This is a genomic window from Caulobacter sp. GW821-FHT11A05 (assembly GCF_058809015.1).
Genome location: NZ_JBXASF010000005.1, coordinates 234,462 through 260,997 on the forward strand (window position 1 = coordinate 234,462; position 26,536 = coordinate 260,997).

The following is a 26,536-nucleotide window of genomic DNA, read 5'->3' on the forward strand; positions in this document are numbered from 1 at the left end:
TCAATGTGTCCCCGTTTCCGCGGATGAATAAGTCTAGACATATTGGCGGCCCTCGATGGCTCGACAGGCTTGACGGCGGTCTACAAATGTAACTTCATTGAATTATATATGTAGTTTGGAGCTCTTCCATGCGCCCCGCCGTCCTTCTCCTGCCGCCCCTCCTGTTCGGCGTCCTGCTGGCCGCCTGCGACGGCAAGGCCTCGGCCGCCAAGTACCGCGCCCGGCAGGCGGCGATCGATCCGCCGCACCTCTGGTCTGTCGAGGTGGTGCCGGCCCGCGAGGGCGTGGTGGCGGTGAAGGTCTGCGCCGACAGCCGCATCCACGAGGGGCTGGCGCGGCCGGCGGTGACGGCCGGCGACGCCTATTGCCGGCCGCTCGGCGCCGAGGTGGTGTCGAACGGCGTGCGCATCCAGCGCTGCGACATGAACGGCGAGACCTGGGTGACGACGGCGGCGGTCAGCGGCGACCTGACCCGCGACTTCACCGCCGTGCAGTCGGCCGAGCCGGTCAGCGGGGCAGAGGGCTATCGCCAGACCCGGCGCTACCGGCTGCTGGGCGACTGCCCGGAGGGCTGGAACGTCGGCGACAGCACCGACCAGCAGGGGCGCAAGGTGAAGGGGCAACAGGGGCTACTGGCGATGATCGCGGGGTAGGGCCGGCGGTTCAGCGAACCGTCTCCTTGTCCCTGGGCGCCGAAACGCGGCGCGGCTTTTCCCGGGCCTTCGGCTTGGGCAGGAGCCGGAAGCGGGTCTCGCACCAGGCGAAATCGACGCCGACGTCCAGCAGGGCGTCGGACCGTCCGCAGGGGCAGGCAAAGCCCATGACCTCGACAACACGATAGGTTTCCCCGGCCACCAGGGGCACGGGCATTCCGGTGACATGGTTCGGGGCGGCGTTGACGCACAGAACCAGGTCGCCAGGGCCAACGGCGTCACTCATGGCTTCCATCCACGGCTGCAGGGGGAAGATTAGACCTTGAAGCCGGCGGAGCAAAGATCGGTTTGGCCGGGCCTGAAAATGGGACACACGCCACCCTCTGAAGAGAAGGTTCGGAGCCGCCGCGCTCGCGGATGACCTGAGATCGTTATCGAAACCAGTCGAGTGGGGGCGCCCTCATGGAGTGTGCTTTGCGCGACCACGACCCATGGCCCTTTCGGCTGATGGGGTCCAAGATAGCCATCCGGCTGCGAGCCTCTGCTGCAGTTCGGGCCTCTAGGTTCGCCCTCATGCCTACCACTTTGCGCCGAGCACCTGACAATCTCCCGGCCTCACTTCAGGATGTCGTAGAATACCGGAAATCTGGTCTTAGCTTGAATCATGTGATCGGGTGCCCGCTGGACTGTGGATACTGCATTCGCCATCTGTATGACAACTATGAGATGAAACGACCGCACTTGGTTATGGATGACCGCAGTGCGGTCGATGCGATCACCGACCATTGGGCGTTTCGAGCTCACGTCACGCCAATTCAAATATTCAACAAAGCTACGGACCCCTTCTTGCCGGGGGTCAAGGAGCACCTGTTCGAAACCCTCGACCTTCTCGACGCTCGCGCGCTAACTAACCACGTTTTGGTAATCACGCGTTGGCGGGTATTGCCGGCCGACATACTCCGCCTTGAACGACTTCGGAATCTCAAGCTGACGGTCCTCGTCACTTGGTCAGGTATTGACGACCCTCGGATTGAGCCAGTCCGCAGTACCCACGCCGAGGCGTCGCTAAAGACTCTCGCGCTGCACGCCGCTCGAACGCGGAAGATTTTCTATTGGCGGCCTTTGATCGCTGGAGTGAACGACAGCGAAACACATCTTTCCCGTGCCCGCCTATTGGCTTCGTTTGCCGACGCGACGGTGTTCACCGGCCTATTCCATCGCGAACAAATCCGAGCACACTTTCGCGGACTGGGCGTGCCCGACCTCTACGATGATGTCCCCCGCCGGAAAATCCTGCCGAAGGTGTTGGAGCAGCGGGTACTGCGCGCGCTAGATGGCGTGGCTTTGTTTCGAAAGACGTCCTGTGGCGTCGGCTATGCGCACGGGGTGACCGACTTCAACGGGCACTACGGTCTGCCGGACGTTTGCGACATCTGTCCGGCAAATCAGGCGGCGATTTGTGCGGCCGCTCACCGACGGCCGGATATGGGCTCGGTCGCAAAGCTGGCTGCTCTTGCTGGACTGGACCCAGACGACATATCCATCGACGAGCGAAGGATCGAAGTAGGTGCTAGCCGCGAGCAACAGCGCTATTTTATCCAGCACGCCTTGAACTATCAGGTGCACGATCGCAGTCAGCCGCATTTGCCCCGTCGTCACGGCCGAGCGGAGGTAGGATGGGACTAGAGCGCACGCGATTTTGGGTGATCGATGTAGAGGGAAACGGCGGCAGTCCGCCCGAAATTGTCGAACTAGCTATGGTCCAAGTGGTGGACCTTCAGGTGACGGAAGCCGTCCGGCATTGGCGGATTCAGCCAACTTCTCCGATCTTGCCCCACGCTTCGCGCATCCATGGTTTGACCGACGAAGATGTGAGCGATGCGCCGTTGCTCGCCGACATCGAAGACGATCTCATGGGTTGGTTGGACAACGCCGCCATCGTCGGCCACAACGTCAAGGTCGAGGTCGACATCCTGTCTCGCGGCTTGCCTGACTGGTCGCCGGCGATGGCGATTGACACTCTGCGCCTTTCGCGAGCTGTGTTGCCCAACCTCCCGTCCCATAGCCTGAAGGCCCTGGGGGAGACGCTGGGCCACACCGCCGTGGCCACCCGCAGGTCCGGGCAAAGCCACCATTCGGCGCTGTTCGATGCAACGCTGACCGCACTAGTGTTTGTCGATCTGGTTGGGCGGGCCCAGGCGGGCGGACGTGTAGACCTTATCGCAGCCGCAAATATTCTTGGATCGGGTCAGCCGCAACTCCTATGAGCACGCCATTCAAGCTTGCGATCACCGGAACTCACTCCACCGGCAAATCTACGTTTCTCAACGCGTTGGAGGCCCGACTCGCCAAGCATTGCTTGACGATAGGTCGGGTCGGGGACTTGGCAGTTCAGGCGCGTTCATTGGGCTTTCCCATCCTGACCGCCCAAACGGTCGAGTGCACCCAGTGGATCATGGCCGAAGGCTTGCGGCGAGAAGCAGAGCTTTCTCTCACCTGCGACGTCATCCTTGTTGATCGTCCGATCTTGGACCCGTTCAGCTATTTACTAGCGGCCCTCGAGATTTCGCATCGCACCATCGATACCCGGCGCATGGATCAACTGCGCACGATCGCCAGGGCGCATATGAACGACTACGACTTGGTGGTCATGACGATACTCGACCCATCCGTCGCTCTTGGGGCGGGACGCGATCGAGACCAGGACTTCCGCCAGGCAGTAAGCCGACACGTGACCAATTTAGTCGATGAGTTCGCACCGGCGGCTCAGCGGCTCACTCTCACGAATGTCGACGCCGTACTGGAGCACGCCGAAGTCATGATCGCCACCAGTCGATCATGGCCTTGATGAAGCCAGGCACTGCTCGAAAAACGCCAGCGCCCGCAGGTGATAGGCACGGGCCGGGTGGTGCAGGCTGGCGTTGTGGCCGGCGCCGGGCAGGAGGTCGACGCGGGCGTTCGGGCTGGCGCTGAGGAGGGCCTGGACCTCGTTCAGGATCGGCCAGCCGGTCTGCTGCATGGTCTCATGCTCGGCGACGGTGAACTGCACGGGGATGGTGATGGTCGGCAGCACGGTCGGCCACCAGGCGGGGGCGGCGATGCCGTCCTCATACTCGGCCCAGGGCATGGGCTGCAGGCAGGTCTTGTGGTGGGCGAAGGCCGCGGCCGGATAGGTCCCGTCCGGGCCGAACAGCAAAAGGCGCTGGAGATCCTCGGAAGGGGTGGGGACATGGGCCTCCGCCCGGGGCAGATTTTGGGTCGCCTCGCCGGCGGCGTCCTGCCGGTAGCGGAAGGGCACGCCCAGGACATCGACGCCGGCCAGCCGCGAGGCCCGTGGATCGGCCGCCATCATCAGGGCGACGATGCCGCCCAGCGAATGGCCGATGAGGAAGACGGGGCCCTCGAAGGCCTGCCTCGCCAGCCAGGCCTCGATCGCTTCGTAGAGATAGCCGACCTGGTCGAGGACGCGCAGGCGGTCGGGCGGGTGGCCCTGGGAGGCGCCATAGCCAGGCCGGTCCAGGGCCAGGGCCAGGAACCCCAGGTCGGCCGCCAGGGCCAGAAGGGACTGGCCCTCCACGGGACTGTCCCAGTAGCCGGCCGTGTAGCCGCCGCCCGGCAGGGCGATGACGAGCCCGCGCGGCGGGCGCCGGTTCGGGCTGGCCAGACGGCCCGAGAGGCGGATTTGCGGCGTCTGCAGGACGACGGGCTGGGGGCTGGGGTCCATCCTGGGGGCTAGTATCGGAGGCTGAACTGGACGGCGACGGTGCGCGGCGGGTTGGGGGTGGCCAGCAGGTCGGAATGCACCGACACCGCCGTTCCCGTGCCGCTGCCCGAGGTGGGCGCGTCGCTGATCGAGGTGGCGACGTATTCGTCGCCGAGGTTCTTGCCGACCAGGGCCAGTTCCCAGCGCCCGTCCTCGCCGCCAAGGCGCAGGGCGAGGTCGAAGACCGAATAGGCCTCCTGCCGGCCGTTCGGATTGCCGAACGGGCCGCCGAGATAGCTGCTGGAGAAGCGCAGGTTGGCCGAGGCCCCGAAGACCAGGTCGCCCACCGGGGCGCTCTCGTAGTCGGCCAGCACCGCGCCCGTCCATCGAGGCGCGGCCGCCGGGGCCTTGCCGCTGAGGTCCTGCACCGTGCGGCCGCTCGGCAGGGTCACGCAGCCCTCGGCGATCGACTGGCCGCCGTAGCAGGGGGCGCCGCCGAAGTCCTCGTAGCGGGCCCGGTTGTAGGCCACCGTCGAGCGCAGCTTCAGCCCCGGGATGGCGGGCGGGGCCCATTCGCCCTGGATTTCGAGGCCCTGGGTCACCACCGCCCCGGCGTTGGTGGTGATGTACTGGACGTTGATGGCGTCGAAGTAGTCGATCTGGAAATCGGAATACCGGTAGTGGAAGGCGTCGAGCGAGACCCGCACGTCGCCCCCCAGCAGGGTCGCCCGCACGCCGCCCTCGAAGCCCTCCGGCTTTTCAGGACCGAAGGTCAGGTCGGCCGCCGTGGTGTTGCCGATCTTGCTGTTGAGGGCGCTGATCGAGAAACCGCCCGATTTGAAGCCGCGCTTGTAGGCGGCGTAGAGGGTCCAGTCCTCGGTGGGCCGCCAGGTGAGGGTGGCCTCCGGCGAGAGGTTGTTGAAGCTTTGGTCGCCGAGCAGCGGCGCGTTCTGGGCGAAGACCGGCTGGTAGAGGGAGATCACATAGGGCTGGTTGAAGACCGACTCCTTGGTCTCATGGGTGTAGCGGGCGCCGGCGGTGAGCTCCCATTGCGGATGGAAGGTCCAGATCAGCTGGCCGAAAGCGGCGAAGGTCTCGCCGTCGGTCCGGCCCAGTTTCTCCAGCGTTATGTAGCGCAGGGCCGAGTCGGGCGCCTGCGGGTCTTCGAGCGCGCCGGAGAAGATCACCAGCTGGTGGAAGTCCAGCCGGGTGGTCTGGTAGTAGCCGCCGACCAGCAGGTTGAGCGGGCCGTCGAAGCGGGTCTGGGCCCGGACCTCTTCGGAAAAGGCGCGATAGGCCGACCGTTCGGCGCCCCAGGTGCCGCCGTCGGCCATGCCGGTGCTGTCGTAGTCGCCGAGGAAGTAGTTCACGAAGTGGTGGAAGCCGGTGACCGAGGTCAGATCGACGTCGCCGAGCGAATAGTTGGCCGTCGCCGTCAGGCCGTAGGAATCGTAGTCCTGGTACAGCTGGCCGCCCTGGCGGCCGAGGATCGGGTTGGTCCTGGCGATGTCGGCCGGCACGTCGTTCTGCCGGATCTTCCAGTCGGCGGAACAGACTTCCGTGGGGCTGACCTGCGAGTGGCCGCCGACCGGGCAGGCGATGATCTCGTTGTTCCAGGTGGCGTTGGTGACCCGGTAGCGGTCGGCCGAGGCCTTGAGCGTCAGGTCGAATGTCTCGGTGGGCGTCCACTGCAGCGTCAGCCGCGCCAGCAGGTCGCGTTCGGCCGGAACGTCCTTCCGGGGCTTCGGCACGGCGTGGGTGGTGGTCGCGAAGGTGCCCACATCAAGCGTGGTGACCGAGGTCGCGGTCGCCAGGTTTTCGACGTAGCCGCCCTCCATGCGGGCGCCGCGCACGGCCAGCCGCAGGCCGACGGTGTCGCTGATAGGCCCTGAGACCACCGCCTCGACCGAGGGGGTGCGGGAGGTGAACTCATAGCCCACCCGGCCCAGGGCCTCGAACTGGTTACCCGGATCGGCCGAGGTGAAGGACAAGACCCCCGAGGTGGCGTTCTTGCCGAAGAACAGAGCCTGGGGACCTTTGAGGATCTCGACCTGCTTCATGTCGAAGAAGCCTTCGTTGATGATCCGTCCCTGGCCGTAATAGACGCCGTCGACGATGACGGCGACGGACTGCTCGACGCCGATGCTGGTGAAGGTCGAACCGATGCCGCGCAGGCTGATGGTCGCGCCGCTGCCGCTGCTGCCGCGGGTGACGGTGAGCTGCGGCGTGCCGGCCGAGATTTCCTCGATGGAGCGCATGGCGTAGCGGTCGAGCTGCTTGGCCGAGATGGCGGTGATCGCCACTGGGATGTCCTGGATGCTCTCTTCACGCTTGCGGGCGGTGACGATCACCTCCTCCAGCTCATTGCCGTCGCCGGGCGCCGCCTGGGCCTCCCCGGCGACGGCGCCGCCGGTGAGGGCCAGGGCGATGGCGGAGGCGGCGAGCAGCCGCCGGCGCAGGCGAGCCGGGTCATTCCCGCGCAGCTGGCGCGAGCCTTCGATCGAGGTGTTCATGGTCAAGTCCTCCCCCTGTTTCCCGATACGCCGCGATGGTTCGCGGTCTCTGTCGTGCTTGTCGGAACGCCCCCGCCCGCCGCGCTTGACGCGCCTGGGTGAGAGGATCATTCCTATTATCTGCAGGAACTATCGGGGATATCCGGGCGCCCTCAACTCGCTTTTCCCTGGCCCGGCATGGCGACCCGAACGAAGGCGTATCTATCGGAAATCGTGAGATAAATTTCTTCCATCCCGACCTAGGCGCCAGGTTTCCTGGCGTCGGGGTTCAACTTTGGGAGCAGGACTTTGGCGCTGGTTTCACCACAGATGCGCAAGCGGCCGACGCAGGTGCGGGCGCAGCAAACGGTCGGGACCATCCTGACGGCGGTGATGCATATCCTGGAACGGGAGGGCGCCCCGCGGCTGACGACCAACCACATCGCCGAGCGGGCGGGATTTTCCGTCGGAACGGTCTACCAGTACTTTCCCGACAAGCGCGCGATCCTGTCGGCGCTGGCCGATCACGGCCAGAAGATCGCCCAGGACGACATGCTGGCGGCGGTGCGCGCAGCCGCGCCCTGCGGTCTGGAGACCGTGGCCCGAATCATTGTGCGGGGCACGGTTCAGTGCAACTGCGCCTACCGCGACAAGGTCAAGGCCATGCTGCTGAGCCGCTTCGACCGGCGGGAGTTCGAGCACGTCAAGGAACGGCACGACGTGTTCGGCGACTTCGTCCGCGAGGTGCTCGCCGAGTTCGCCCCGGGCGAAATCCGCGATCTCGGCCCGACCGGGGGCTATGTGCTGGTCAGCGCCATGCTCGGCGCCATCCAATGCGCCTTCCTGGCGGATTCCCCGTTGCCCCAATCGGCCGAATTCGAGGAAGAGCTCGTTCGGATGTTCGTCGCCTATGTGCGGCGCGCCTAGGTCGCCTGGAACCAACCCCCACCCCACGCCTTACCTCCTGCATGGCGCGCCCTTTGCGGCGCGCAGCCAGAGCCCCCATGCCCCCATTTCCAGACGACCGAGGGGTTCGCCATGCCCTCGCCGCCTATCAATCGCCCGACCCGCGCCGTAGCCTTTGGGAACTTTGGATAACGGTGCTGCCGCTGGCCATCCTCTGGATCCTGGCCGCGACCAGCGTCGCCGAAGGTCATTGGTGGGGGCTGCTGCTGGCCCTGCCGGCCGGGGCCTTTCTGGTCCGGCTGTTCATGATCCAGCATGACTGCGGCCACCGCTCCTGGTTCCGGTCCGCCGTCGCCAACGACTGGACCGGCCGGGCCATCGGCGTCCTGACCATGACCCCCTACGACTATTGGCGGCGCACCCATGCCATCCATCACGCCACCTCTGGCGACCTGGACCGGCGCTCGCTGGGCGGGGTGGAGACCCTCACCGTCGAGGAGTACCGCGCCCTGTCGCGGCGGCGGCGGGCGGCCTATCGCTTCTACCGCAACCCGCTGGTCATCCTGGGCCTGGGTCCCGTCTATCTGTTCGCCCTGCAGCACCGCATTCCCATCGGCCTGATGAAGGACGCCGCCGCCTGGCGCAGCGTGATCGGCAACAGCCTGGGGCTGGCGGCGCTGATCGGCGGCGAGGTGGCCCTGACCGGCTCGCCGGCGGCGCTGCTGGCCCATCTGGCCATCGTCATCGTCGGGGCCACCATCGGCGTCTGGCTGTTCTATGTGCAGCATCAGTTCGAAGGCGCCTCCTGGCGGCGCCACCCCGACTGGACCGCCCTCGACGCCGCCCTGCAGGGCAGTTCCCACCTGGCCCTGCCCGCGCCCCTGCGCTGGCTGACCGCCAACATCGGGGTCCACCACATCCACCATCTGGCCAGCCGCATCCCCTTCTACCGGCTGCCGGAGGTGCTGCGCGATCACCCGGGCCTGACCGGCAAGGGGGTCGATCTGGCCGGCGGCTGGCGGGCGCTGCGGCTGGCCCTGTGGGACGAGCGCCAGGGCCGGCTGGTGGGGTTCAGCCGCGCGATGCGGCGGTGAAGACCGCCAGCTGGTCGTCGAAGGCGCGCCGATAGGCGGGGCGGGCTTCGCCGCGGGCGATGTAGGCGGCGAGGCTGGGGTAGTCCTCCAGAATGCCCGAACTGATCAGCCGGCGCAGGACCGTCACCATCAACAGATCGGCGCCGCTGAAGGCGCCGTCCAGCCAGTCGGCGTCGCCAAGGTGGCGGGCAAGGTCGTCCAGCCGTTTGCGGATGATCTCGTCGAGGGCGCGCAGGCGGTGCTCGTACCAGGGCTGGTCCCGCTCCAGGATGGTGGCGAGGCTGCGGTCGAAGATCGGCGGCTCCACCGTGTTGAGGGCGGCGAACATCCAGGTGATTGCCCGGGCCCGGGCGTTCGGCGCGTCGGGCAGCAGGCCCGGATGGCGTTCGGCGATGTGGAGGATGATGCCGCCCGACTCGAACAGGGTCAGGTCGCCGTCCTCATAGGTGGGGATCTGGCCGAAGGGATGCAGCGCCTTGTGGGCGGGCTCCTTCATTTCGGGGAAGGTCAGAAGGCGGACCTCGTAGGGCTGGCCGACCTCCTCCAGCGCCCAGCGCACCCGCATGTCGCGGGCCAGGCCCTGGCCGCGGTCGGGCGAGGCCTTGAAGGCGGTGATGGTCGGGACGGTCTTGGCCATGGTCGCTCTCCGGACTGTTCACACCCTAGAGGACGAACGACCCGGGCGCCTCACGACAGCCCCGTGAACTTTTTCTCGCGGTCCCTCAGCCCCTCGACGCCGATGAACACCGCCCGGCCGCCGAAGGTGCGTTCGGTGCGGTCGTCACTGGGGCCCGGATGGGGCTGCAGTCCCCGAAAACCGTGGCCCCTGGGGGCCGTCAGCCGGTCCAGGCCAGGCTGCCGGACCAGCCGCCGCCGAGAACCCGGAAGAGGGTGACCGACGCCCGGGTGGCGTCGGCCTGGGCTGTCGCGCTGGCCTCCTCGACGTCCAGAAGCCGCCGCTGGACGTCGAGGGCGTCCTTCAGGCTGAGGCCGCCGAGGTTGTAGGCGGTCAGGGCGGTGTCCCGGGCGCTGGTCAGCGCCGAGCGGCTTTGCGCGAGGTCGATCGCATGCCGGTTGCCGCGCGACACGCTCGAGAAGGCGTCCTCGGCCTCGCCGGCGGCCCGCAGCACCGTGGCCTTGTAGAGGGCGGCGGCTTCGCGGGTTCGCCCGCGCGCGCCCTCCACCCCGCCGCGGGCGGCGCCGAAGTCGAACAGTCGGCCCGACACGGTCGCGGACCCGGCGGACTGAACGGAGTCGTCGGAAAACAGGTCCGACCAGTCCGAGGACAGCAGGCCGACCAGGCCCTGGATCGACAGGCGGGGGTAGTAGGCGGTCAGCGCCTCGGCCACGCGCGCGTCCGCGGCCGCCAGACGGCGTTGCGCCGCATGGATGTCCGGCCGGCGGACGAGCAGGCCGGCGGGGCCGTCCTGGGTGGTGACCGCCAGCGCCGAGGGGATCGCCCCCTCGCCGAGCAGGGCGGCGGCATGGCCGGGCGAGCGTCCCGAAAGCAGGTCGATACGATTGTAGGTCTCGTCCAGGGCCGCCTCGATCGGCGTGAGCCCGGCCCGCGAACCCGCCAGGTCGGCGTCGGCCTGGTCGCGTTCGAAGCGGGAGGCCGAGCCTTCGGTGAACCGCCGGGCGACCAGGGCCTGGATCTGGCCGTTGGTGTCGATGCGCGCCCGGGCGATCTGGCGGCGGGCCTGCAGCTCGCGGGCGGTGATGTAGGCGGTGGCGATCTCGGCGGCCACGGTCAGCCGGGCGTCGTCAAGCTGCGCCGCGGCGGCCTCCTGGTCGGCGACCGCGGCGCGCCGGCCGGCCGCCACCCTGCCGAACAGGTCCAGCTCCCAGGAGGCGGCGGCGCTGAGGCCATAGAGGCTGCTGGTGCGATCGTAGTCGGGAAAGGCCGAGGCGATCCGGGCCAGCGGGTCGTTCAGCGATTGCCGCTGGGTGGAGGCCGAGGCGCCGAGCGTCCCCGAGGGCAGCTGGTTGGAGCGGGCGATGCGGGAGGCGCCGGCCGCCTGCTGCAGCCGGGCCGCGGCCGCCTCGATGTCGAGATTGCCCAGCAGGGCCTGCTCGACGACCCGGTTGAGGGTCGGATCGCCGAAGGCGCGCCACCAGTTGCGCTCCACCTCCGCCGTCTTCAGGCCGGCCGTCTCCAGCGTGGCGGCGCGGAAGCTCGGCGCCACGGCCACCTCGGGGGGCGGGGACGGATGGCCCGCGCAGGCGGAAAGGGCTATTGAGCCAAGCAGAACCAGAGTGACGCGGGCGATCATGGCCATGCACCTTGTTTGATATAGAATGATGGAATAGAACGTTTTTCATGAAAAGCAATAGCCCGCCTTCCGCAAGCGCCCCAAAGCGCCCTGGCCGGCCGACGGTCGATCGGCGCGAGGAGATCCTCGAGGTCGCCGAGCGGCTCTATGACGCGATCGGGTATGAGAAGACGACGCTGGGCGACGTGGCGCACGAGCTGGGGATGTCGCCGGCCAACCTCTACCGCAGCTTTCCCAACCGCCAGGCCCTCGACGAGGCGATCGCCGAGCGCAAGCTGTCGGTCATCGAGGACCGCGCCTGGACGACGGCGCGGGCCGGAGGCGATGCCGGGGAGGTGCTGAAAACGCTTAGTCGCGGCGTGCTTGAGGACACCAAGCGGCTGACGCTGAGCGAGAATCGCATGAACCAACTCTGCGCCACCGCGGCGCGTGAGCGATGGCCGGTCATCGATGCCTATCTCGACGGGCTTCGCGGCGCGGTGCGCCACATCATCATGGACGGACAGAGGGCCGGCGCCTTCGCCAAGTCCGATCCGGAAGAGCTGGCCGACACGGTCTGCGCCGCCCTCTCGCGCGTGTGGAATCCGCTCATGATCCAGATGTTCTCCAAAGAGGACCTGGCGGATACCAGCGACCGGATCTGCACGCTGTTATCTAAAGGCATGTCGATATAAAATGACAGATAACAACATTTTTCATCTTTATTTTGGGAGCGGCAGGCGCTAGGAGCGGCGGGTAACCTCATGCGAGCTCCCTCATGGTCGTCTCCCCATCCCGCGCCGCGCCCCTGCTGCTGGCGTTCGCCCTAGCCGCCTGCAGCCCTCACGCCCCGAAGGAAGAGCCGGCGCTGTTCGTCCGCACTGCGCTGGTCGGCGACGCCCAGGCGGGCGCCCTGCGCTACACCGGGGTGGTCCGGGCGCGCACCGAGAGCGACCTCGGCTTCCGGGTCGGCGGCAAGGTGGTGCAGCGGCTGGTCGATCCCGGCCAGACGGTCCGTCGGGGGCAGGCCCTCATGCGGCTCGATCCGTCCGACCTGCAGCTGACGGCCGGCGCCGCCGGCCAGGAGGTCCAGGCGTCAGAGGCCCGGCTGGCGCAGACCGTCGCCGAGGAGGAGCGCCAGCGCCGGTTGCTGGAGGCCGGCGCGGTGTCGCGGTCGTCCTATGACCTGGCGCTCGCCAACGCCCGGTCGGCCCGCGCCGCGCTGGCCGCCGCCCGGGCCGGCGCCAGCCAGGCGAGGAACCAGGCCGGCTACGCCACCCTCTACGCCGACGCCGACGGGGTCGTGACCGAGGTCATGGCCCAGCCGGGGCAGGTGGTCGCCGCCGGCATGATCGTGGCCCGCCTGGCCCGGTCGGGAAGCCGGGAGGCGGCGCTGTCCATCCCCGAGACCCAGGTCAGGGACCTGCCCCGCCAGGGGCAGGCCTGGCTGTACGGATCCAACGAGCCCATGCAGGCGCAGCTGCGCGAGCTTTCCGGCGCCGCCGATCCGCTGTCGCGCACCTTCGACGCCCGTTTCGTCCTGAACCGGACCGACATTCCGCTGGGCGCCACGGTCACGGTGGCCTTGCAGCGACCGACGACCGCGCAGGTTCAGGTCCCCCTCTCCGCCCTGTTCGACAACGGGCATGGCCCGGGCGTCTGGGTGGTCCGGGACGGGCGGGTGAGCTTGCGGCCTGTGAAGGTGATGGCGCTGGGCGAGGAGCAGGCCGCCATCGCCGCCGGCTCCCTGGCTCAGGGCGAGCGTATCGTGACCCTCGGCGCGCAGCTGCTGCGCCAGGGCCAGCGGGTGCGTCTGACCTCCGGCGCGGCGGTGCGGTCGTGAAGTTTCCGAACCTCTCGGCGGTCGCCGTCCGCCACCCCTCCGTCACCCTGTTCCTGATCATCGCGGTGCTCGCCGCCGGCATCTTCGCCTTCTTCAACCTCGGTCGCGCCGAGGATCCGGGGTTCACGGTCAAGGTCATGACCGTCACCGCCGTCTGGCCTGGAGCCACGGCCAAGGAGATGCAGGAGCAGGTCGCCGACCGCCTCGAAAAGCGGCTGCAGGAACTTCGCTACTATGACCGCGTCGAGACCTCGGCCCGTCCCGGCGTGGTCAACATGACCGTGACCCTGCTGGACACCACCCCGCCCGCGGCGGTTCCGGAGGAGTTCTACCAGGCCAGGAAGAAGCTGCAGGACGAGGCGATCCGCCTGCCCCGCGGCGTCATCGGTCCGATCGTCAACGACGAATTTTCCGACGTCTACTTCAGCCTCTTCGCCCTGCAGGCCGCGGGCATGCCGCATCGCGAGCTCGTGCAGGAGGCCGAAGACCTGCGCGAAAGGCTGCTGCAGGTCGACGGCGTCAAGAAGGTCAATATCATCGGCGAGCAGGGCCAGCGCATCTATGTCGAGCTGTCGTACCGGCGGCTGGCGACCCTGGGGATCGCGCCGGACCGCCTTATCGGAGCGCTGTCGCAACAGAACCTGCTGACCGGCGACGCCGCCGTCCAGACCGGCGCGCAATCGGTCAACATCCGCGTGTCGGGCGCCTTCGACGGCGTCGAGGCGGTGCGGAACACGCCGATCGTCATCGATGGCCGCAGCTTCAGGCTCGGCGATATCGCTGAGGTGCGTCGCGGCTACGAGGATCCGGCCTCCTACCTGGTCCGCCACAACGGCGCGCCGGCCGTCGTCCTGGGTGTCGTCATGCGCGAGCGCTGGAACGGCACCAAGCTGGGCGAGGCCCTGGCGGAGACCGTCGAGACCCTGCGCGAGGAGCTTCCGGCCGGGCTGACCTTCACCCAGGTGGCCGACCAGTCGAAGAACATCGAGGAGGCCTATGGCGAGTTCATGATGAAGTTCGCGGTCGCGCTGTCGGTCGTCATGATCGTCAGCCTGATCGCGCTGGGCTTCCGGGTGGGGCTGGTGGTCGCCGCCGCCGTGCCCCTGACGCTTGCGGCCGTCTTCGTCATCATGCTGGTGACCGGCCGGGACTTCGACCGCATCACCCTGGGGGCGCTGATCCTGTCGCTCGGCCTGCTGGTCGACGACGCCATCATCGCCATCGAGATGATGGTGGTCAAAATGCAGGAGGGCCTCGACCGCGTCGCCGCCGCGACCTTTGCCTGGGGGGCGACCGCCGGTCCGATGCTGGCCGGCACCCTGGTCACGGTCATCGGCTTCCTGCCGGTTGGTTTCGCCCAATCCGCCGCCGGGGAGTACGCCGGCAACATCTTCTGGATCGTGGCGTTCGCCCTGCTCGTGTCGTGGATCGTCGCCGTCTACTTCACCCCCTACCTCGGCCTGAAGATGCTGCCCCGCATCGAACCGAAGCCGGGCGGCCATGACGCCATCTACGCGACCCCGCGCTACGAACGGCTGCGGTCCTGGGTGCGCGGCGCGGTGAACGCCCGTGGCCGCGTGACCCTGGTCGTGGTCGCCGCCCTCCTGCTGGCCGGCGTCCTGCTCGCGCTCGTCGTGCCCAAGCAGTTCTTCCCGGTCTCGGATCGGCCGGAGCTTCTGGTCGAGGTGTCGATGCCCAAGGGCACGAGCATCGGCGCCACCCAGGCCCTGGTCGAGCGGATCGAGGCGGACGTCCGCAAGCTGCCGCAGACCCGGTTCGTCGATTCCTACATCGGCGCCGGCGCCCCGCGCTTCTTCCTGTCGCTCAACCCCGAGCTTCCCGACCCCTCCTTCGCCAAGCTGATCATCCTCACCGACGGGCACAAGGACCGCGACGCCCTGCGCCGCGCCCTGAACGCCCGCATCGAGGCGGGGGCCTATCCGGAAGCCCGCGTCCGGGCGAACACCCTGCTGTTCGGGCCTCCCGTCGCCTATCCCGTCGCCTTCCGGGTCTCTGGCCCGGACCTGGACCGGGTGCGGTCGATCGCGGCGCGCACCGCCGAGATCGTCCGGGCCGAACCGCGCGCTCATGAGGTCAATCTGGACTGGGGCCAGCGCGCGCCCATCGTCCGGCTGCGGTTCGACGAAGCCCGGCTGCGGCTCCTCGGCCTCGATCCGGCCAGCGTGTCGCAGCAGGTCGGCGCCCTGGTTTCCGGCGCGACGGTCTCCCAGATGCGGGTCGGCGAGCGGACGGTGGACGTCGTCGTGCGGGCCGCCAAGGACGAACGCGAAGATCTCGCGGACCTGGGCAATCTGGTCATCACCACCGCGGACGGCCGCTCCGTGCCGCTCTCCGGCGTGGCCAGCCTGGTCACCGAATGGGAAGATCCCATCCTGCTCCGCCGGGACCGCCAGCCCACCATCACGGTGCGGGCGGACGTCGCGCAGGGGGTTCAGCCGCCCGTCGTCACGGCCGCGCTGCTGCCCAAGCTCGCGGCCCTGAAGGCCTCGCTTCCGCCCGGCTACGCCATCGCCACGGCCGGCACGGTCGAGGAGTCCGGCAGGGCCAACGCGGCGCTGGCCCCGATCTTCCCGGTGATGATCCTGCTGATGCTGACCGTCATCATGCTCCAGACCCGGTCCTTCAAGATGACCGGCCTGGTCTTCGCCACGGCGCCCTTGGGCCTGATCGGGGCGGCGCCGGCGCTGGCCATCATGGGCATGCCGTTCGGCTTCAACGCCATCCTCGGCCTGATCGGCCTGGCCGGCATCCTGATGCGCAACACCCTCATCCTCGTCGACCAGATCGAGGCCGAGCGGGCCCGGGGACTGGACCAGGGGGACGCCGTGGTGGAGGCGACCGTCCGCCGCGCCCGGCCGGTGCTGCTGACCGCCCTGGCGGCTGTGCTGGCCTTCCTGCCGCTCACCTTGTCGACCTTCTGGGGAACGCTGGCGGTCGTGCTGATCGGCGGCACCCTGGTGGGCACGGCGCTGACGCTGTTCTTCCTGCCCGCCCTGTACGCCCTTTGGTTCGGCGCCGGGCGGGACCCCGCGGCCGCGCCGGCCGGCAAGCGGATCGACTGGGCCGCCGGCTGGCGGGCGGGTTGGGGTCGACTGACGGGATTCAGCCGCCCGGCGCCGCGGTGACACCGCAGCTGGCCGACCTCCTCCGACGCCCAGCCGACCCGCATGTCGCGCCCCGGCTCAGCCCCCTGTCGGAGGCGCCGAGAAGTCGAACTGCGGGGGCTGTTCCCGCTTCGGGCCGGCGCCGAAGCTGTAGGTAAAGCCGATGAACATCGCCCGGCCGCCGAAGGTGCGTTCGGTGCGGTCGGCGTAGGTGGCGGTTTCGGACCGGGTGACGTCGCCGAAGTCGTCCAGCAGGTCGCGGACGGTGGCCTGGAAGGCCCATTTGTCGTTCAGCTTGCGGCGGTAGCCGAGGTTCAGCATGCCGCCGGCCTCGCGCTTGCCCTGGGCCAGCAGGCTCTCGCCCTGCCAGAAGCCGGAGATCTGCAGGAAGTCCTCAGGGGTCGGCTGCCAGTTGAGGCTGGCGCGGCCGCTGACCACCGTACCGGAGCGGTCGCTCGACCCGGGGATGCCGGCGGCGTCGATCTCCTGGCGGTAGAGGTTGAGGCTGGCGTTGTACTTCAGGGTCTTGGTCAACGGGCCGTTGGCGACCAGCTCGACGCCCAGGTCGCGCCGCGAGCCGAGGTTCTCCGGCCGGGTGAGGAGGACGCCGCCGCCGACGTCGGTCGCCACCTCGGTGAAGGCCTTGTCGGTGTCGCGGAAGTAGAGGGTGGCCTGGTAGAAGGCGCCCTTGTGCCGCAGCTGGTACATCAGCTCGTAGGCGTCGGTCTCCTGCGGCTTCAGGTCCGGGTTGCCCGAGCGCAGGTTCAGCGGGTCCTGGTAGCTGGTGAAGGGGTTGAGCAGGAAGGGCGGCGGGCGCTGGATGCGGCGGCTGTAGCTGGCCTTCAGCGACTGGGCGTCGGTCAGCTGGTAGTTCAGGTGCAGGGTCGGGTAGAGGCGCAGATAGTCCTGGGTCTCGGTGACGCCGCCGGTCACCGAGCGCAGTTCGAGGTCGGCGTACTCGACCCGCAGGCCCAGCTGGGTCGACAGCTTGCCGAAGGGGCGTTCGTAGGTGGTGTAGAGGGCGTGGACCTGCTGGTCGACCTCGAAGCGGTTGGTGACGAAGGGGTCGGGGACCATGGCGTTCGGGGCCGGGCCGCGGGAGGTGGCCTGGCGGAAGGTGACGTCCCGGGTCTCCAGCTCGTAGCCGGCCCGCAGCTTGCCCTCGCCCGGCATCGGCCGGACGTAGGCGCTGGTGAAGCCGACGATGAACAGGTTGAAGCGGTTGTCGGTCGCCTCGTAGAGGTCAGGGGCGGCCGGGATGTCGAAGTCGTAGACGGAATCGAAGGCGACGTGGCCGCGGCTGCGGTCGAGGCGCAGCTCGTTGGTCCACTCGTGGCCCTCGGCGAAGCGGCTGAGAATCCGCCCCGTCGCGCCAAGATTGTCGCCCTGGAAGCCGAACTTCAGGTCGCGGCCGTAGGCGGCGGTGGTGACGCCGAGGGCGTCGACGGTCTCCAGGGTCTCGGGACCCTCGCCGACGTTGTCGATGTCGTTGCCGCGCAGTTCGGCCGACAGCTGGATCACCTTGCCCAGGCGGTACTCGACGCCGAGCCGGCCGATGGCGACATTGGCCGGGCCGCCGAAGGCCTGGGTCTGGCGGGTGGTGGACAGGACGTCGCCGGTCAGGGGATCGAGCCGGTCGCGGGTGCGGTCGCTGGTCTGCTGGCCGCGGTCGTGGCGGTAGCTGACGTCGCCGCTGAGGGTCAGCTTGTCCTTCTGCCAGGAGCCGCCGGCGCCGAGGTTCCAGCGCCCTTCGTCGCCGAGGTTGGCGCGGACGTTGCCGGTGGCGACCACGCCGGGCTTGGGGGCGGTGGGCTTGGTGATCAGGTTGATGACGCCGCCGGAACCTTCCGGGCTGTAGGCGGCGCTGGGGTTGGTCATCACCTCGATGCGGCTGTACTGGTCGGCCGGCAGCGACAAGATGGCCTGGGCCCGGCCGTCGCCGGACAGCATGCCGGAGGGGCGGCCATCGACCAGGATGGTGACGTTGGAATCGCCGCGCAGGGAGACGTTGCCCTGGGGGTCGACATCGACGCTGGGGACGTTGCGGAGGGCGTCGGCGAGGGTGCCGGTGGTGGCCTGCAAGTCCTTGGCCAGGCTGTAGCTGGTGGAGTCGATCGAGGTGCGGACCTCGTTGGCCTGGCCGCTGACGACGACGCCCTCGACCTCCTTCGAGGTCTCGCCTTCCTTGGCGGGCGCGGCCTGGGCGGCCGGCTTCGGCTCGCCCTGCGGGGGCGGGGCGGGGGGCGAGGCGGAGGTCTGGGCGAAGGCGGATCCCGCCATGGCCGCGAGCGCGGCGCCGACAAGCAGACCGGACCGAAGCGAAGTCACCAGCGTATCCCCCAACACAGCGGGGACGACGCCCCGAAACTGGGGAGATTGGCTATAGCTGTCGCCGGTCTTGCGGAAGTTACTTCTTGGTCATGATGGCAATCAGAGCGGAATCTCAACGCCATCTGCATTATTACTAATAGTTCATCTTCGATGCGTGCTTAAAAGCAACCCCTATGCAAGGTCGTTGCTGTGACGGTCCCTAGGCCGCCCTGTCCGTTCCGCGCAGCATGTCCAGCTCCGCCGCCAGATCTTCCAGCCGATAGGGCTTGGCCAGCAGGCGCAGGCCCTCGTTCGAGGCGGCGATGGCCGCCTCGCTGTAGCCGGTGGTCAGCAGGATCGGCAGCTGCGGCCGCAGCACGGCGACCTTGCGGGCCAGGCCGATGCCGTCCAGTTCGCCCGGCATGACCATGTCGGAGAACAGCAGGTCGAACCGCTCCTCGGCCTCGATCAGGTCCAGGGCGCTGCCGGCCGTCGGGGCGCGGCGCACGCTCCAGCCCAGTTCCTCGAACATCTGGCAGACGAAGGCGGCGACGCCCTCGTCGTCCTCGACCACCAGCACCCGGCCATCGCCCGGCCGGGCGACCAGCGGCCGGTTGGCGGCGGGGCGGCGGGGCAGGGGCTTGTCGGACCTCGGCAGATAGAGGAAGACCTGGGCGCCCTTGCCCGGCGCGCTCTCGATCCGGATGGCGCCGCCGGAGGCGCGGATGAAGCCATAGACCTGGCTGAGGCCCAGGCCGGTGCCCTTGCCGACCTCCTTGGTGGTGAAGAAAGGCTCGAAGACGCGGGCCATGACCTCGGGCGACATGCCGCCGCCGGTGTCGGAGATGCCCAGCTTGACGAAGTCGTGGCCCTCCTCGCCGCCCTCTTCCGGGCTCGCGGCCTGCTGGTTCTCGGCAGTGATGGTGATCTCGCCGCCCTGGGGCATGGCGTCCCGCGCGTTGACCGCCATGTTGAGCACGGCGACCTCCAGCTGGCCGGGGTCGATCTCCACCGGCCACAGGTCGTCCGGCAGCTTCATGCGGACCTTGATGTCTTCGCGCAGGGAGCGTTCGAGCAGCAGGCGCATGCCCTCCAGCCGCTCGGCGACATCGACGACCTCGGGGTGCAGCGGCGTGCGGCGGGCAAAGGCCAGCAGCTGGCGGGTCAGGCTGGCGCCGCGGTCCAGGGCCTGGCGGATACCTTCGCGCAGGCGGGTGCGGCGGGTCTCGTCGGTGGTCCGGTCCAAGAGGTCCATGCCGCCCGAGGCGACCATCAGCAAGTTGTTGAAGTCGTGGGCGACGCCGCCGGTCAGCTGGCCCATGGCCTCCATCTTCTGGCTCTGTCGCAGAGCCTCCTCGGCCTTTTCGCGCTCGGCGATTTCGACGGCGAGGTCCTCGTTCTTGGCCTGCAGCAGGCGGTTGGCCCGCAGGGCGGCGGCCTGGGCCGAGCCCAGCACCATGACCAGCAGGCTGGCCATCAGCACCAGCATGGCGGTGCCGCCGTGGCGGGCCAGGATGGCCAGCATGGGTTCCGGCTGGGTGCGCAGGTAGACGAGGCCGATCCTCTTGCCGTCCTGGGTGATCGGGGCGGTAACCGCCATGCGGCCGTCGAAGGGCCGGCGGCCGGAGACCACCTCGCCGTAGCTGGCCAGGTAGCCGCCCGGCAGGGCGAAGCGGGCGATCCGCTGGCCCTGGGCGTCGAAGATGCTGGCCGCCTCGATGTCGGCGTTGGAGCCCATGGCGTTGGCGTATTCCTGGGCCGCGCTGCGGTCGTCGAAGACCACGGCGGCGCTGACCGTGGCGGCCAGCACCCGGGCCTGCGAGGCCAGGTCACTGCGCAGGCGGTCGCGGTAGATGCTCTCGGAGTAAAGGGCGATCAGCACCCCGGCGGCCAGCAGCGCCACGGCGCTGATCAAGGTCAGGGCCTGTTTCCAGCGACGGATGATCGGCCGGGTCCGGCTCATGCCCGTCTCCGCACGCTGAGGGCCAGGCTCATCAGTTTGGAGCTGATGGTCAGGCCGTTGTCGGCCGCCGCCTGGTCGTCGATGGCGAACCGCACCCGGTTGTCCTTGATCGTGAAGTGGACGACGCCGTGGGTCGGTTGCCTGGCCCCGTCGGTGACGGTCAGCACCGGGGCGCCGCGCACCACCTTGAGGGCGTCCTTGACCTGCTGGCCGTTCAGCTGGCCGAGGTAGAGGACGTGGCAGTCGCGGCTGGCGGCGGCGATGCGGCGGACCACCACCGGATGCTCGCCGATCTTCTGGCCGACCACGGCCTTGTCGAGCAGGGCGCCGAAGGGATCGGGACCGACGACGCAGATGACGAAGGCGCTGTCAGAGGCGGCGAAGCTGCGCGGCGGCCAGTCCACGAAGGGGGCGAACTTGGGCAGGTAGGCGGCCTTGACCGGGTATTCGAGCGACTGGCTGCGGGCGCTGGCGACGTCGCCGAGAAGGGAAAGGGGCACAGCCAGACACAGGGAGGCGATCAGCGCACCGGCCCAGGCCCCCCTCCATCCCAACTGACGCGCGCCGACGGACAATCAATATCTCCAGCGCAGACCAAGGTGGACCGTCCGGCCGATCTGCCGGCGCGTGCCGGCGTTGTCCGATTCGTAGTGCATCTCTTCGAGGAGATTGTGACCGGCCAGGGACAGCTCCAGGTTCTCATTCAGCCGCCAGCCCAGGCGGGCGTCGGCCTCGACGTAGGACGGCGTGCCCAGGCGCAGGTCATCGACCGCCCGCAGGGAGACGTCGAAGGCGACGGTCTCGGTCAGGTCGGCCTGCGATCGCAGGGTGGCCTGGAAATCGGGATCGTCGCCCTGCGAGGCGATGGAGGTGATGTCGCGGCTGCCCGGTTTGAGCTCGAAGTCGGTCTGCATGGCGAACAGGCCGGCGCTGAGCCGCCACATCGGGGTGACGTCCCAGGTCGCCCAGATTTCGGTCCCCCAGGTCGTGCCGCGGGCGGAATTGGCCAGGCGGAACGGCACGAAGGTCACGGGTGTGTAGTCGGCCGTCCGCAGGTCGTCGTAGTCGTTGTAGAACAGCGACACCGACAGGGTGGTGGTGGCCGTGGGCTGGCCGCGGTAGCCCAGTTCATAGGCCCACAGCTCCTCGCGCTGGAAGGAGCCGCCCTCGAGGAAGCCCGGGGCGGTGAGGTTGCGGTCGATGCGCGAGGGCACCCGCACGGCGCGGGAGGCCGCCGCCCACAGAAAGGCCTTGTCGCCCAGCCGCCAGCCGAGGCGCACGGAGGGCAGGGGTTCGATGTCACGGAAGGACCCGGTTTCGAGTTTCAGGCCAAGGGTGACGGTGAGGGCGTCGTTGAGCCGCCACTGGTCCTGCACGAACAGGTTGGCCTGGTAGAGGTCGCGCTGCTCGGGATCGAGGAAGGCGAAGAAGGTCGGCGGGCTGATGACCTCGTCGTCGATGAAGCGGTAGCCGGCGCCCCAGACGATGTCGTGGCCGGCGAACGGCGTCAGGGCGTGCTGCAGGGCGATGTCCCAGGTCTGGGTGTCGCTGTTCAGGCCGGAGAGGTCATCCCGGATGTTGCGGTCGTAGTAGGCCTGGAGCTCGAGGTGGTTGCTGTCCCCGAAGGCGTGCGTCCAGCGGCCCAGCAGGTTGCCGCCGGTGAAGTCGCCGCCGACCGTGAGCCCATCGACCTGTCGGTCATAGGCGTCGCCCTGGACGGTGAGGGTGTCGTCGCCGAGGCGCCAGTCGGTGCGGAAGCCGAACTGGGCCCCTTCGAAGTCGTCACCGGTCTCGGCCCCCGACGGCAGGTAGCTGGAGCGGCGGACGAACCGGCTGGCATAGACGCGGTAGGCGCCGGCCTGGCCGATCAGGCCGCCGTGGCGGACGGTGGCCTGGCCTTCGTCCTCGCCGCCGAAGACATCGACCAGCAGCCCCTGGCTGTCGAAGGCGCTCTTGCTGACGACGTTGATCACGCCGTTGACGGCGTTGGCGCCGTAGAGGGCGCCGCCCGGGCCGCTGATCACCTCGATGCGGTCGATCTCGCTGAGCGGGGTGTCGTGCGCGTCCCACTGCACGCCGGAGGCCAGCGGCGAGTAGATGCTGCGGCCGTCGATCATAACCAGCAGCTTGTTGGCGGTTTCCTTGGAATTGAAGCCGCGGGCGGTGATGGCGTAGTTGGCCGAGTCGATCTGCTGGACCTGCAGGTTGGGGGCCAGCCGCAGGGCCTCGGGCAGGCTGACCGCGCCGGAGCGATCGATGTCCAGGCCGGAGACGACGTAGATCGCCGCCGCCGCCTCGCTGATCGATTCGGTGCGCTTCGAGACCGAGGTGATCTGCAGGTCGGTCAGTTCCTCCAGGCTCAGCCGGCTGAGATCGGGGGTGTCGCCGACGGCGTCCGTGGTCGCCGCCTGGGCCGCGCCGGCCAGGATGCAGGCGAGGAGGAGCACGACCCCTCCGACTAAACCCCCTCCGCCGACCTTGCTGCTCAATGCCGCCCCCCGACCTCGGGTTTCGCCGCCGGTTCGCGACGCACCCCGGGTTCAACCGACGACAACGCGAATCAACGTCCAGGGTTCCAGCGCACCATATGGTTGTTTCCCCGGCCCCGCGAGGTTGCTTCACCCGCCCCTAAAAACGCGTTAACTGTTGGAGCTCAGCGCCGGCCGGGCCGGATGCGAGAAGGGGGCTTTGCCATGTTCGCCGCGTTTCCGCTGCTGGCCATTCCGGTGGTCGTCTACAACCTGATCGTCCTGACCCTGCCGGGCGGGTTCGGATCGCAGGACGCCCAGCTTCAGCTGACCGGGCCCTTGTTCACCATCACCATGACGTCGGGCTCGCCCTGGGCGGTCAGCCTGTCGGACCTGTTGCTGGCCGGCAGCCTGGTGGTGCTGTTCATCGAGCTTCTGAAATCGACGACCAGCCGGCGCATCGCCATCATCAACCACTCACTGTCGATGCTGCTGTTCATCATCTGCCTGGTGGAGTTCCTGCTGGCCCCGGCCTTCGCGACCTCCACCTTCTTCCTGATGACGGTGATGGTGCTGCTCGATGTGCTGGCCGGCTTCATCGTCACCATCGTCGCCGCCCGTCGCGACATCGACTTCGGGCCTGGGGGCGATGTCGGCTAGGTGAGGATGGTGAAGATCAGGGCGACGACGGCGACGTCCATGGCTTTGATCAGGATGCTGGTCACTTTGGGCTCCGAAACAGGGTTATCACCCGGTTAAGCAAGACCGGCGCCAGTTGGAGTGTTCCCCTTTGGCCCTGTTCTTCGACGTCGACTGGTACGAGGCGCGGTTGGCCGAGCGCGGCCTGTCCAGGGCCGTGCTGGCGGCGGTTTCCGGCATGAGCGAGGCCGATCTGGCCCTGGTGTTCAAGGATCAGCGCGAGCTGTCGGCGGCCGAGGTGGCGGCGTTTGCCGAGCTGCTGGGGGTGTCGCCGGTGGAGGCGGCGGTGCGCGCCGGGGTGTCGACGCCCGTGCCGGGAAGTGACCCCCTGGCAAGGATTGCCGAGCTGGAACGGCGCGTGGCGGCGCTGGAGGCCAAGCTGGCGCGGTAACGCGCCGTGGTTCCTCCCTCCCCTTTATGGGGAGGGACAGCGAGGCGAAGCCTCGCAGGGTGGGGAACTCAGGTTCAAGTTGGGACGGTGAGGGGTCTGGGGGGCCTGGACGGTTGGCTCTGGGTGGGCGGGCATCCGACTTCCCCACCCTGACGGCTTCGCCGTCTGTCCCTCCCCAAAAAGGGGAGGGAGGCGCGTCAGCGCCTTACCCCTGTGTCTAGATCGCCGTCTTCTTGATCAGGCCCTTTGGGGGCCGGCGGTCGGCCGGGCCGGAGTATTCGGTCTCAAGATACGCCGATCGCGCCGTTTCCACCGTGCCCGGCGCCTTCAGCCCGCGCTTCACGCCCGGTTGGCCGAGCAGCTGCGCCGCGAACGCCGCCTGACCGTCGAGCGGCGGCGGCGAAGTATGTTCATGGGCGTGGGGAGCGGAGACCGGGACGGGCAGGTTGGAGGCCGCTTCCGTCGCCGAAGCCTCCGGCGCGTCACGGTCCTCGCGCCGACGCTCGTACTGGCGACGGTCACCGTAGGGCCTGGTCGGGTCGAGCCGTTCGGTCATGGCCCTCAGTATGGGTCAGACGGGTTAAGACTTCGACGCCAGCTTGTCGATCTGGGCCCGCATCGCCTCGACCTGCTTTTTCAGCTCATTGAGGCTGTCGTCATCGCTGGGCGGCGCGGCGGCGGGGGCCGGGGCGGCGCCGGCGGCGGGGTCCTCGCCGCGGCCGTAGGCGAAGGGCGAGAACATCTTCATGGCCCGCTCGAACAGGACCATGTTCTGGCGCACCTGGTCTTCGAAGCCGGCTATGCCGGTGGCCTGGCCGAAGGGTCCGCCGAACTGGGCGCGCATGCGCTCCTGCTGCTGGGCGAAGGTCTGCAGACTCATCTCCAGGTAGCTGGGCAGGAAGGCCTGCATCTGGTTGCCGTAGAAGCCGATCAGCTGGCGCAGGAACTGGATGGGCAAGAGGTTCTTGCCGTCGCCGCGGTTCTCTTCGTCGAAGATGATCTGGGTCAGGACCGAGCGGGTGATGTCCTCGCCGGTCTTGGCGTCGAAGACCACGAAGTCGGTGCCCTCGCGGGTCATTTCGGCCAGGTGTTCGAGGGTGACGTAGGAGCTGGAAGCGGTGTTGTAGAGGCGCCGGTTGGCGTACTTCTTGATCACCACCTTGTCGCCGGCCTCCCTGCCGGCGTCGGACTTGTCGGACATTTCGTTCCCGTTCTTGTGCGGTCAGGCCGCGTATCTTGCGCCGCACTATCGCGTAAGCGAAAGCTTTGCGCCACCCTTGCTCGCATTTGCGAAAAAGCCAACCAAATCGCCGTGACCGGATGACTCAGGCAGAGGGTTTGGGCATGGTGCGCTCGCCCAAAAAATGCGGCGGCGCAACATGCGACCGCCCACAGCGCTGACCGGAGCCCCGCCATGACCGACATCGTCATCGTTTCCGCCGCCCGCACCCCTGTCGGCTCGTTCAACGGGGCGTTGTCCAGCCTGCCGGCCCATGAGCTGGGCAAGATCGCCATCCAGGCGGCCGTGGAACGGGCCGGCATCGCGCTGGCCGATGTCGACGAGGTGATCATGGGCCAGGTGCTGCAGGCCGGCGCCGGGCAGGGTCCGGCGCGGCAGGCCGCGGTCAACGCCGGCATCCCGGTCGAAAGCCCGGCCTGGAGCGTCAACCAGCTGTGTGGTTCGGGTCTTCGCGCCGTGGCGCTCGCCGCGCAGCAGATCTCCTCGGGCGACGCCAGCATCGTCGTCGCCGGCGGCCAGGAAAGCATGAGCCAGAGCCCGCACGCGGCGCAGCTGCGCAACGGCACCAAGATGGGCGACCTGGGCATGGTCGACACCATGATCAAGGACGGGCTGATCGACGCCTTCCACGGCTACCACATGGGTCAGACGGCCGAGAACATCGCCGCCCGCTGGCAGATCACCCGCGCCGACCAGGACAACTTCGCGGTCACCAGCCAGAACCGCGCCGAGGCCGCCCAGAAGGCTGGCAAGTTCGACGCCGAGATCGCCCCCGTCACCATCAAGGGCCGGAAGGGCGACACCATCGTCGACAAGGACGAGTACATCCGCCACGGCGCGACGCTGGACAGCGTCTCGGGCCTGAAGCCGGCCTTCACCAAGGAAGGCTCGGTCACCGCCGCCAACGCCTCGGGCCTCAACGACGGGGCCGCCGCCCTGGTGCTGATGACGGCCGAGGAGGCCAGGAAGCGGGGCCTCAAGCCCCTGGCCCGCATCGCCAGCTGGGCCCACGCCGGGGTCGAGCCGGAGATCATGGGCACCGGGCCGATCCCGGCCATGAAGAAGGCGCTGGAAAAGGCCGGCTGGAAGGTCAGCGACCTCGACCTGGTCGAAAGCAACGAGGCCTTCGCGGCCCAGTCGCTGAGCGTGGTGCGCGAGCTGGGCCTCGACCCGGCCAAGACCAACGTCAACGGCGGCGCCATCGCCATCGGCCACCCGATCGGGGCCAGCGGCGCGCGCATCCTGACCACCCTGCTGCATGAGATGCAGCGGTCGGGAGCCAAGAAGGGCGCCGCGACGTTGTGCGTTGGCGGGGGGATGGGCGTGGCCATGTGCCTGGAAGCGCTCTGACCACCACAACTCCACAGAGACCACGGCCACAGCCTCGCCTAAGGTGG

The 26,536-nt window shown here is 68.5% G+C and carries 23 protein-coding genes; 12 read left to right on the forward strand and 11 right to left on the reverse strand.

Annotated elements, in window-relative coordinates:
- The first annotated feature begins 128 nt into the window (after positions 1 to 128).
- Positions 129 to 653: a hypothetical protein gene (locus AC1RSK_RS10025; protein WP_492907362.1), complete on the forward strand. Its 525-nt coding sequence runs from the start codon at positions 129 to 131 to the stop codon at positions 651 to 653.
- Positions 654 to 663: 10 nt separating this feature from the next.
- On the opposite strand, the gene AC1RSK_RS10030 is transcribed toward AC1RSK_RS10025, so the two are convergent.
- Positions 664 to 939: a hypothetical protein gene (locus tag AC1RSK_RS10030; RefSeq protein ID WP_492907363.1), complete on the reverse strand. Its 276-nt coding sequence runs from the start codon at positions 937 to 939 to the stop codon at positions 664 to 666.
- Positions 940 to 1,379: 440 nt separating this feature from the next.
- Between AC1RSK_RS10030 and AC1RSK_RS10035 the strand changes: the two genes are divergently transcribed.
- Genes AC1RSK_RS10035 through AC1RSK_RS10045 form a run of 3 tightly spaced genes read left to right on the forward strand, consistent with a single transcriptional unit; the run spans position 1,380 to position 3,501 of the window.
- Positions 1,380 to 2,339 carry a hypothetical protein gene (locus AC1RSK_RS10035; RefSeq protein ID WP_492907364.1) on the forward strand — a complete coding sequence of 320 codons (960 nt, stop codon included), beginning with the start codon at positions 1,380 to 1,382 and terminating at the stop codon, positions 2,337 to 2,339.
- 17 nt (positions 2,340 to 2,356) lie between these two features.
- Positions 2,357 to 2,920, forward strand: a complete 564-nt coding sequence (locus AC1RSK_RS10040; RefSeq protein ID WP_492907365.1) for a 3'-5' exonuclease — start codon at positions 2,357 to 2,359, stop codon at positions 2,918 to 2,920.
- Entirely contained in the window at positions 2,917 to 3,501 is a 585-nt protein-coding gene (locus tag AC1RSK_RS10045) for an AAA family ATPase (RefSeq protein ID WP_492907366.1), read from the forward strand. The genes AC1RSK_RS10040 and AC1RSK_RS10045 overlap by 4 nt, the downstream gene beginning before the upstream one ends.
- On the opposite strand, the gene AC1RSK_RS10050 is transcribed toward AC1RSK_RS10045, so the two are convergent.
- The gene (locus AC1RSK_RS10050; RefSeq protein ID WP_492907367.1) at positions 3,490 to 4,377 is read right to left on the reverse strand and encodes an alpha/beta fold hydrolase; all 888 of its coding nucleotides are present in this window, start codon (positions 4,375 to 4,377) and stop codon (positions 3,490 to 3,492) included. The two genes, AC1RSK_RS10045 and AC1RSK_RS10050, sit on opposite strands and share 12 nt — an antisense overlap.
- 8 nt (positions 4,378 to 4,385) lie before the next feature.
- Positions 4,386 to 6,869 carry a TonB-dependent receptor gene (locus AC1RSK_RS10055; RefSeq protein ID WP_492907368.1) on the reverse strand — a complete coding sequence of 828 codons (2,484 nt, stop codon included), beginning with the start codon at positions 6,867 to 6,869 and terminating at the stop codon, positions 4,386 to 4,388.
- 288 nt (positions 6,870 to 7,157) lie between these two features.
- On the opposite strand from AC1RSK_RS10055, the gene AC1RSK_RS10060 reads away from it, so the two are divergent.
- Positions 7,158 to 7,775 (forward strand): TetR/AcrR family transcriptional regulator, encoded by a 618-nt coding sequence (locus AC1RSK_RS10060; protein WP_492907369.1) that lies wholly within the window; start codon positions 7,158 to 7,160, stop codon positions 7,773 to 7,775.
- Positions 7,776 to 7,948: 173 nt separating this feature from the next.
- Positions 7,949 to 8,848, forward strand: a complete 900-nt coding sequence (locus AC1RSK_RS10065; RefSeq protein WP_492907370.1) for a fatty acid desaturase — start codon at positions 7,949 to 7,951, stop codon at positions 8,846 to 8,848.
- Here the strand turns inward: AC1RSK_RS10065 and AC1RSK_RS10070 are convergent.
- Together AC1RSK_RS10070 and AC1RSK_RS10075 are read right to left on the reverse strand one after the other, a co-directional pair.
- Complete coding sequence (locus AC1RSK_RS10070; RefSeq protein ID WP_492907371.1) at positions 8,826 to 9,485, reverse strand: glutathione S-transferase family protein; 660 nt, start codon at positions 9,483 to 9,485, stop codon at positions 8,826 to 8,828. The two genes, AC1RSK_RS10065 and AC1RSK_RS10070, sit on opposite strands and share 23 nt — an antisense overlap.
- A 199-nt stretch (positions 9,486 to 9,684) precedes the next feature.
- The gene (locus tag AC1RSK_RS10075; protein WP_492907372.1) at positions 9,685 to 11,127 is read right to left on the reverse strand and encodes an efflux transporter outer membrane subunit; all 1,443 of its coding nucleotides are present in this window, start codon (positions 11,125 to 11,127) and stop codon (positions 9,685 to 9,687) included.
- A gap of 41 nt (positions 11,128 to 11,168) precedes the next feature.
- On the opposite strand from AC1RSK_RS10075, the gene AC1RSK_RS10080 reads away from it, so the two are divergent.
- The 3 genes from AC1RSK_RS10080 (at position 11,169) to AC1RSK_RS10090 (ending at position 16,089) form a co-directional block, all read left to right on the forward strand.
- Complete coding sequence (locus tag AC1RSK_RS10080; protein ID WP_492907373.1) at positions 11,169 to 11,795, forward strand: TetR/AcrR family transcriptional regulator; 627 nt, start codon at positions 11,169 to 11,171, stop codon at positions 11,793 to 11,795.
- Positions 11,796 to 11,878: 83 nt separating this feature from the next.
- Entirely contained in the window at positions 11,879 to 12,943 is a 1,065-nt protein-coding gene (locus tag AC1RSK_RS10085) for an efflux RND transporter periplasmic adaptor subunit (RefSeq protein ID WP_492907374.1), read from the forward strand.
- Complete coding sequence (locus AC1RSK_RS10090) at positions 12,940 to 16,089, forward strand: efflux RND transporter permease subunit (RefSeq protein WP_492907375.1); 3,150 nt, start codon at positions 12,940 to 12,942, stop codon at positions 16,087 to 16,089. The genes AC1RSK_RS10085 and AC1RSK_RS10090 overlap by 4 nt, the downstream gene beginning before the upstream one ends.
- A gap of 57 nt (positions 16,090 to 16,146) precedes the next feature.
- Here the strand turns inward: AC1RSK_RS10090 and AC1RSK_RS10095 are convergent, their stop codons facing one another.
- The 4 genes from AC1RSK_RS10095 to AC1RSK_RS10110 all read right to left on the reverse strand — a co-directional run bounded on the left by AC1RSK_RS10095 (position 16,147) and on the right by AC1RSK_RS10110 (position 22,788).
- Positions 16,147 to 18,396, reverse strand: a complete 2,250-nt coding sequence (locus AC1RSK_RS10095; protein WP_492907376.1) for a TonB-dependent receptor domain-containing protein — start codon at positions 18,394 to 18,396, stop codon at positions 16,147 to 16,149.
- Positions 18,397 to 18,598: 202 nt separating this feature from the next.
- On the reverse strand, positions 18,599 to 20,341 hold the full coding sequence (locus AC1RSK_RS10100) for an ATP-binding protein (RefSeq protein ID WP_492907377.1): 1,743 nt from the start codon (positions 20,339 to 20,341) through the stop codon (positions 18,599 to 18,601).
- Positions 20,338 to 20,841 (reverse strand): TOL_0243 family YfiR-like periplasmic protein, encoded by a 504-nt coding sequence (locus AC1RSK_RS10105; RefSeq protein ID WP_492907378.1) that lies wholly within the window; start codon positions 20,839 to 20,841, stop codon positions 20,338 to 20,340. Before AC1RSK_RS10105 ends, AC1RSK_RS10100 begins: the two co-directional genes overlap by 4 nt.
- Before the next feature lie 75 nt (positions 20,842 to 20,916).
- Positions 20,917 to 22,788: a TOL_0244 family TonB-dependent receptor gene (locus AC1RSK_RS10110; protein WP_492907379.1), complete on the reverse strand. Its 1,872-nt coding sequence runs from the start codon at positions 22,786 to 22,788 to the stop codon at positions 20,917 to 20,919.
- 246 nt (positions 22,789 to 23,034) lie between these two features.
- Between AC1RSK_RS10110 and AC1RSK_RS10115 the strand changes: the two genes are divergently transcribed.
- A complete protein-coding gene (locus AC1RSK_RS10115; RefSeq protein ID WP_492907380.1) occupies positions 23,035 to 23,469 on the forward strand; it encodes a hypothetical protein in 435 nt (144 codons plus the stop codon).
- Between the two features lie 130 nt (positions 23,470 to 23,599).
- Positions 23,600 to 23,899, forward strand: a complete 300-nt coding sequence (locus AC1RSK_RS10120) for a helix-turn-helix domain-containing protein (protein ID WP_492907381.1) — start codon at positions 23,600 to 23,602, stop codon at positions 23,897 to 23,899.
- Between the two features lie 217 nt (positions 23,900 to 24,116).
- On the opposite strand, the gene AC1RSK_RS10125 is transcribed toward AC1RSK_RS10120, so the two are convergent.
- Positions 24,117 to 24,455, reverse strand: coding sequence for a hypothetical protein (locus AC1RSK_RS10125; protein WP_492907382.1), 339 nt, complete (start codon positions 24,453 to 24,455; stop codon positions 24,117 to 24,119).
- A gap of 24 nt (positions 24,456 to 24,479) precedes the next feature.
- Positions 24,480 to 25,100 (reverse strand): polyhydroxyalkanoate synthesis repressor PhaR, encoded by a 621-nt coding sequence (gene phaR, locus AC1RSK_RS10130; RefSeq protein WP_492907383.1) that lies wholly within the window; start codon positions 25,098 to 25,100, stop codon positions 24,480 to 24,482.
- Positions 25,101 to 25,313: 213 nt separating this feature from the next.
- On the opposite strand from phaR, the gene AC1RSK_RS10135 reads away from it, so the two are divergent.
- Entirely contained in the window at positions 25,314 to 26,489 is a 1,176-nt protein-coding gene (locus AC1RSK_RS10135) for an acetyl-CoA C-acetyltransferase (protein ID WP_492907384.1), read from the forward strand.
- The last annotated feature ends 47 nt before the right edge of the window (positions 26,490 to 26,536 follow it).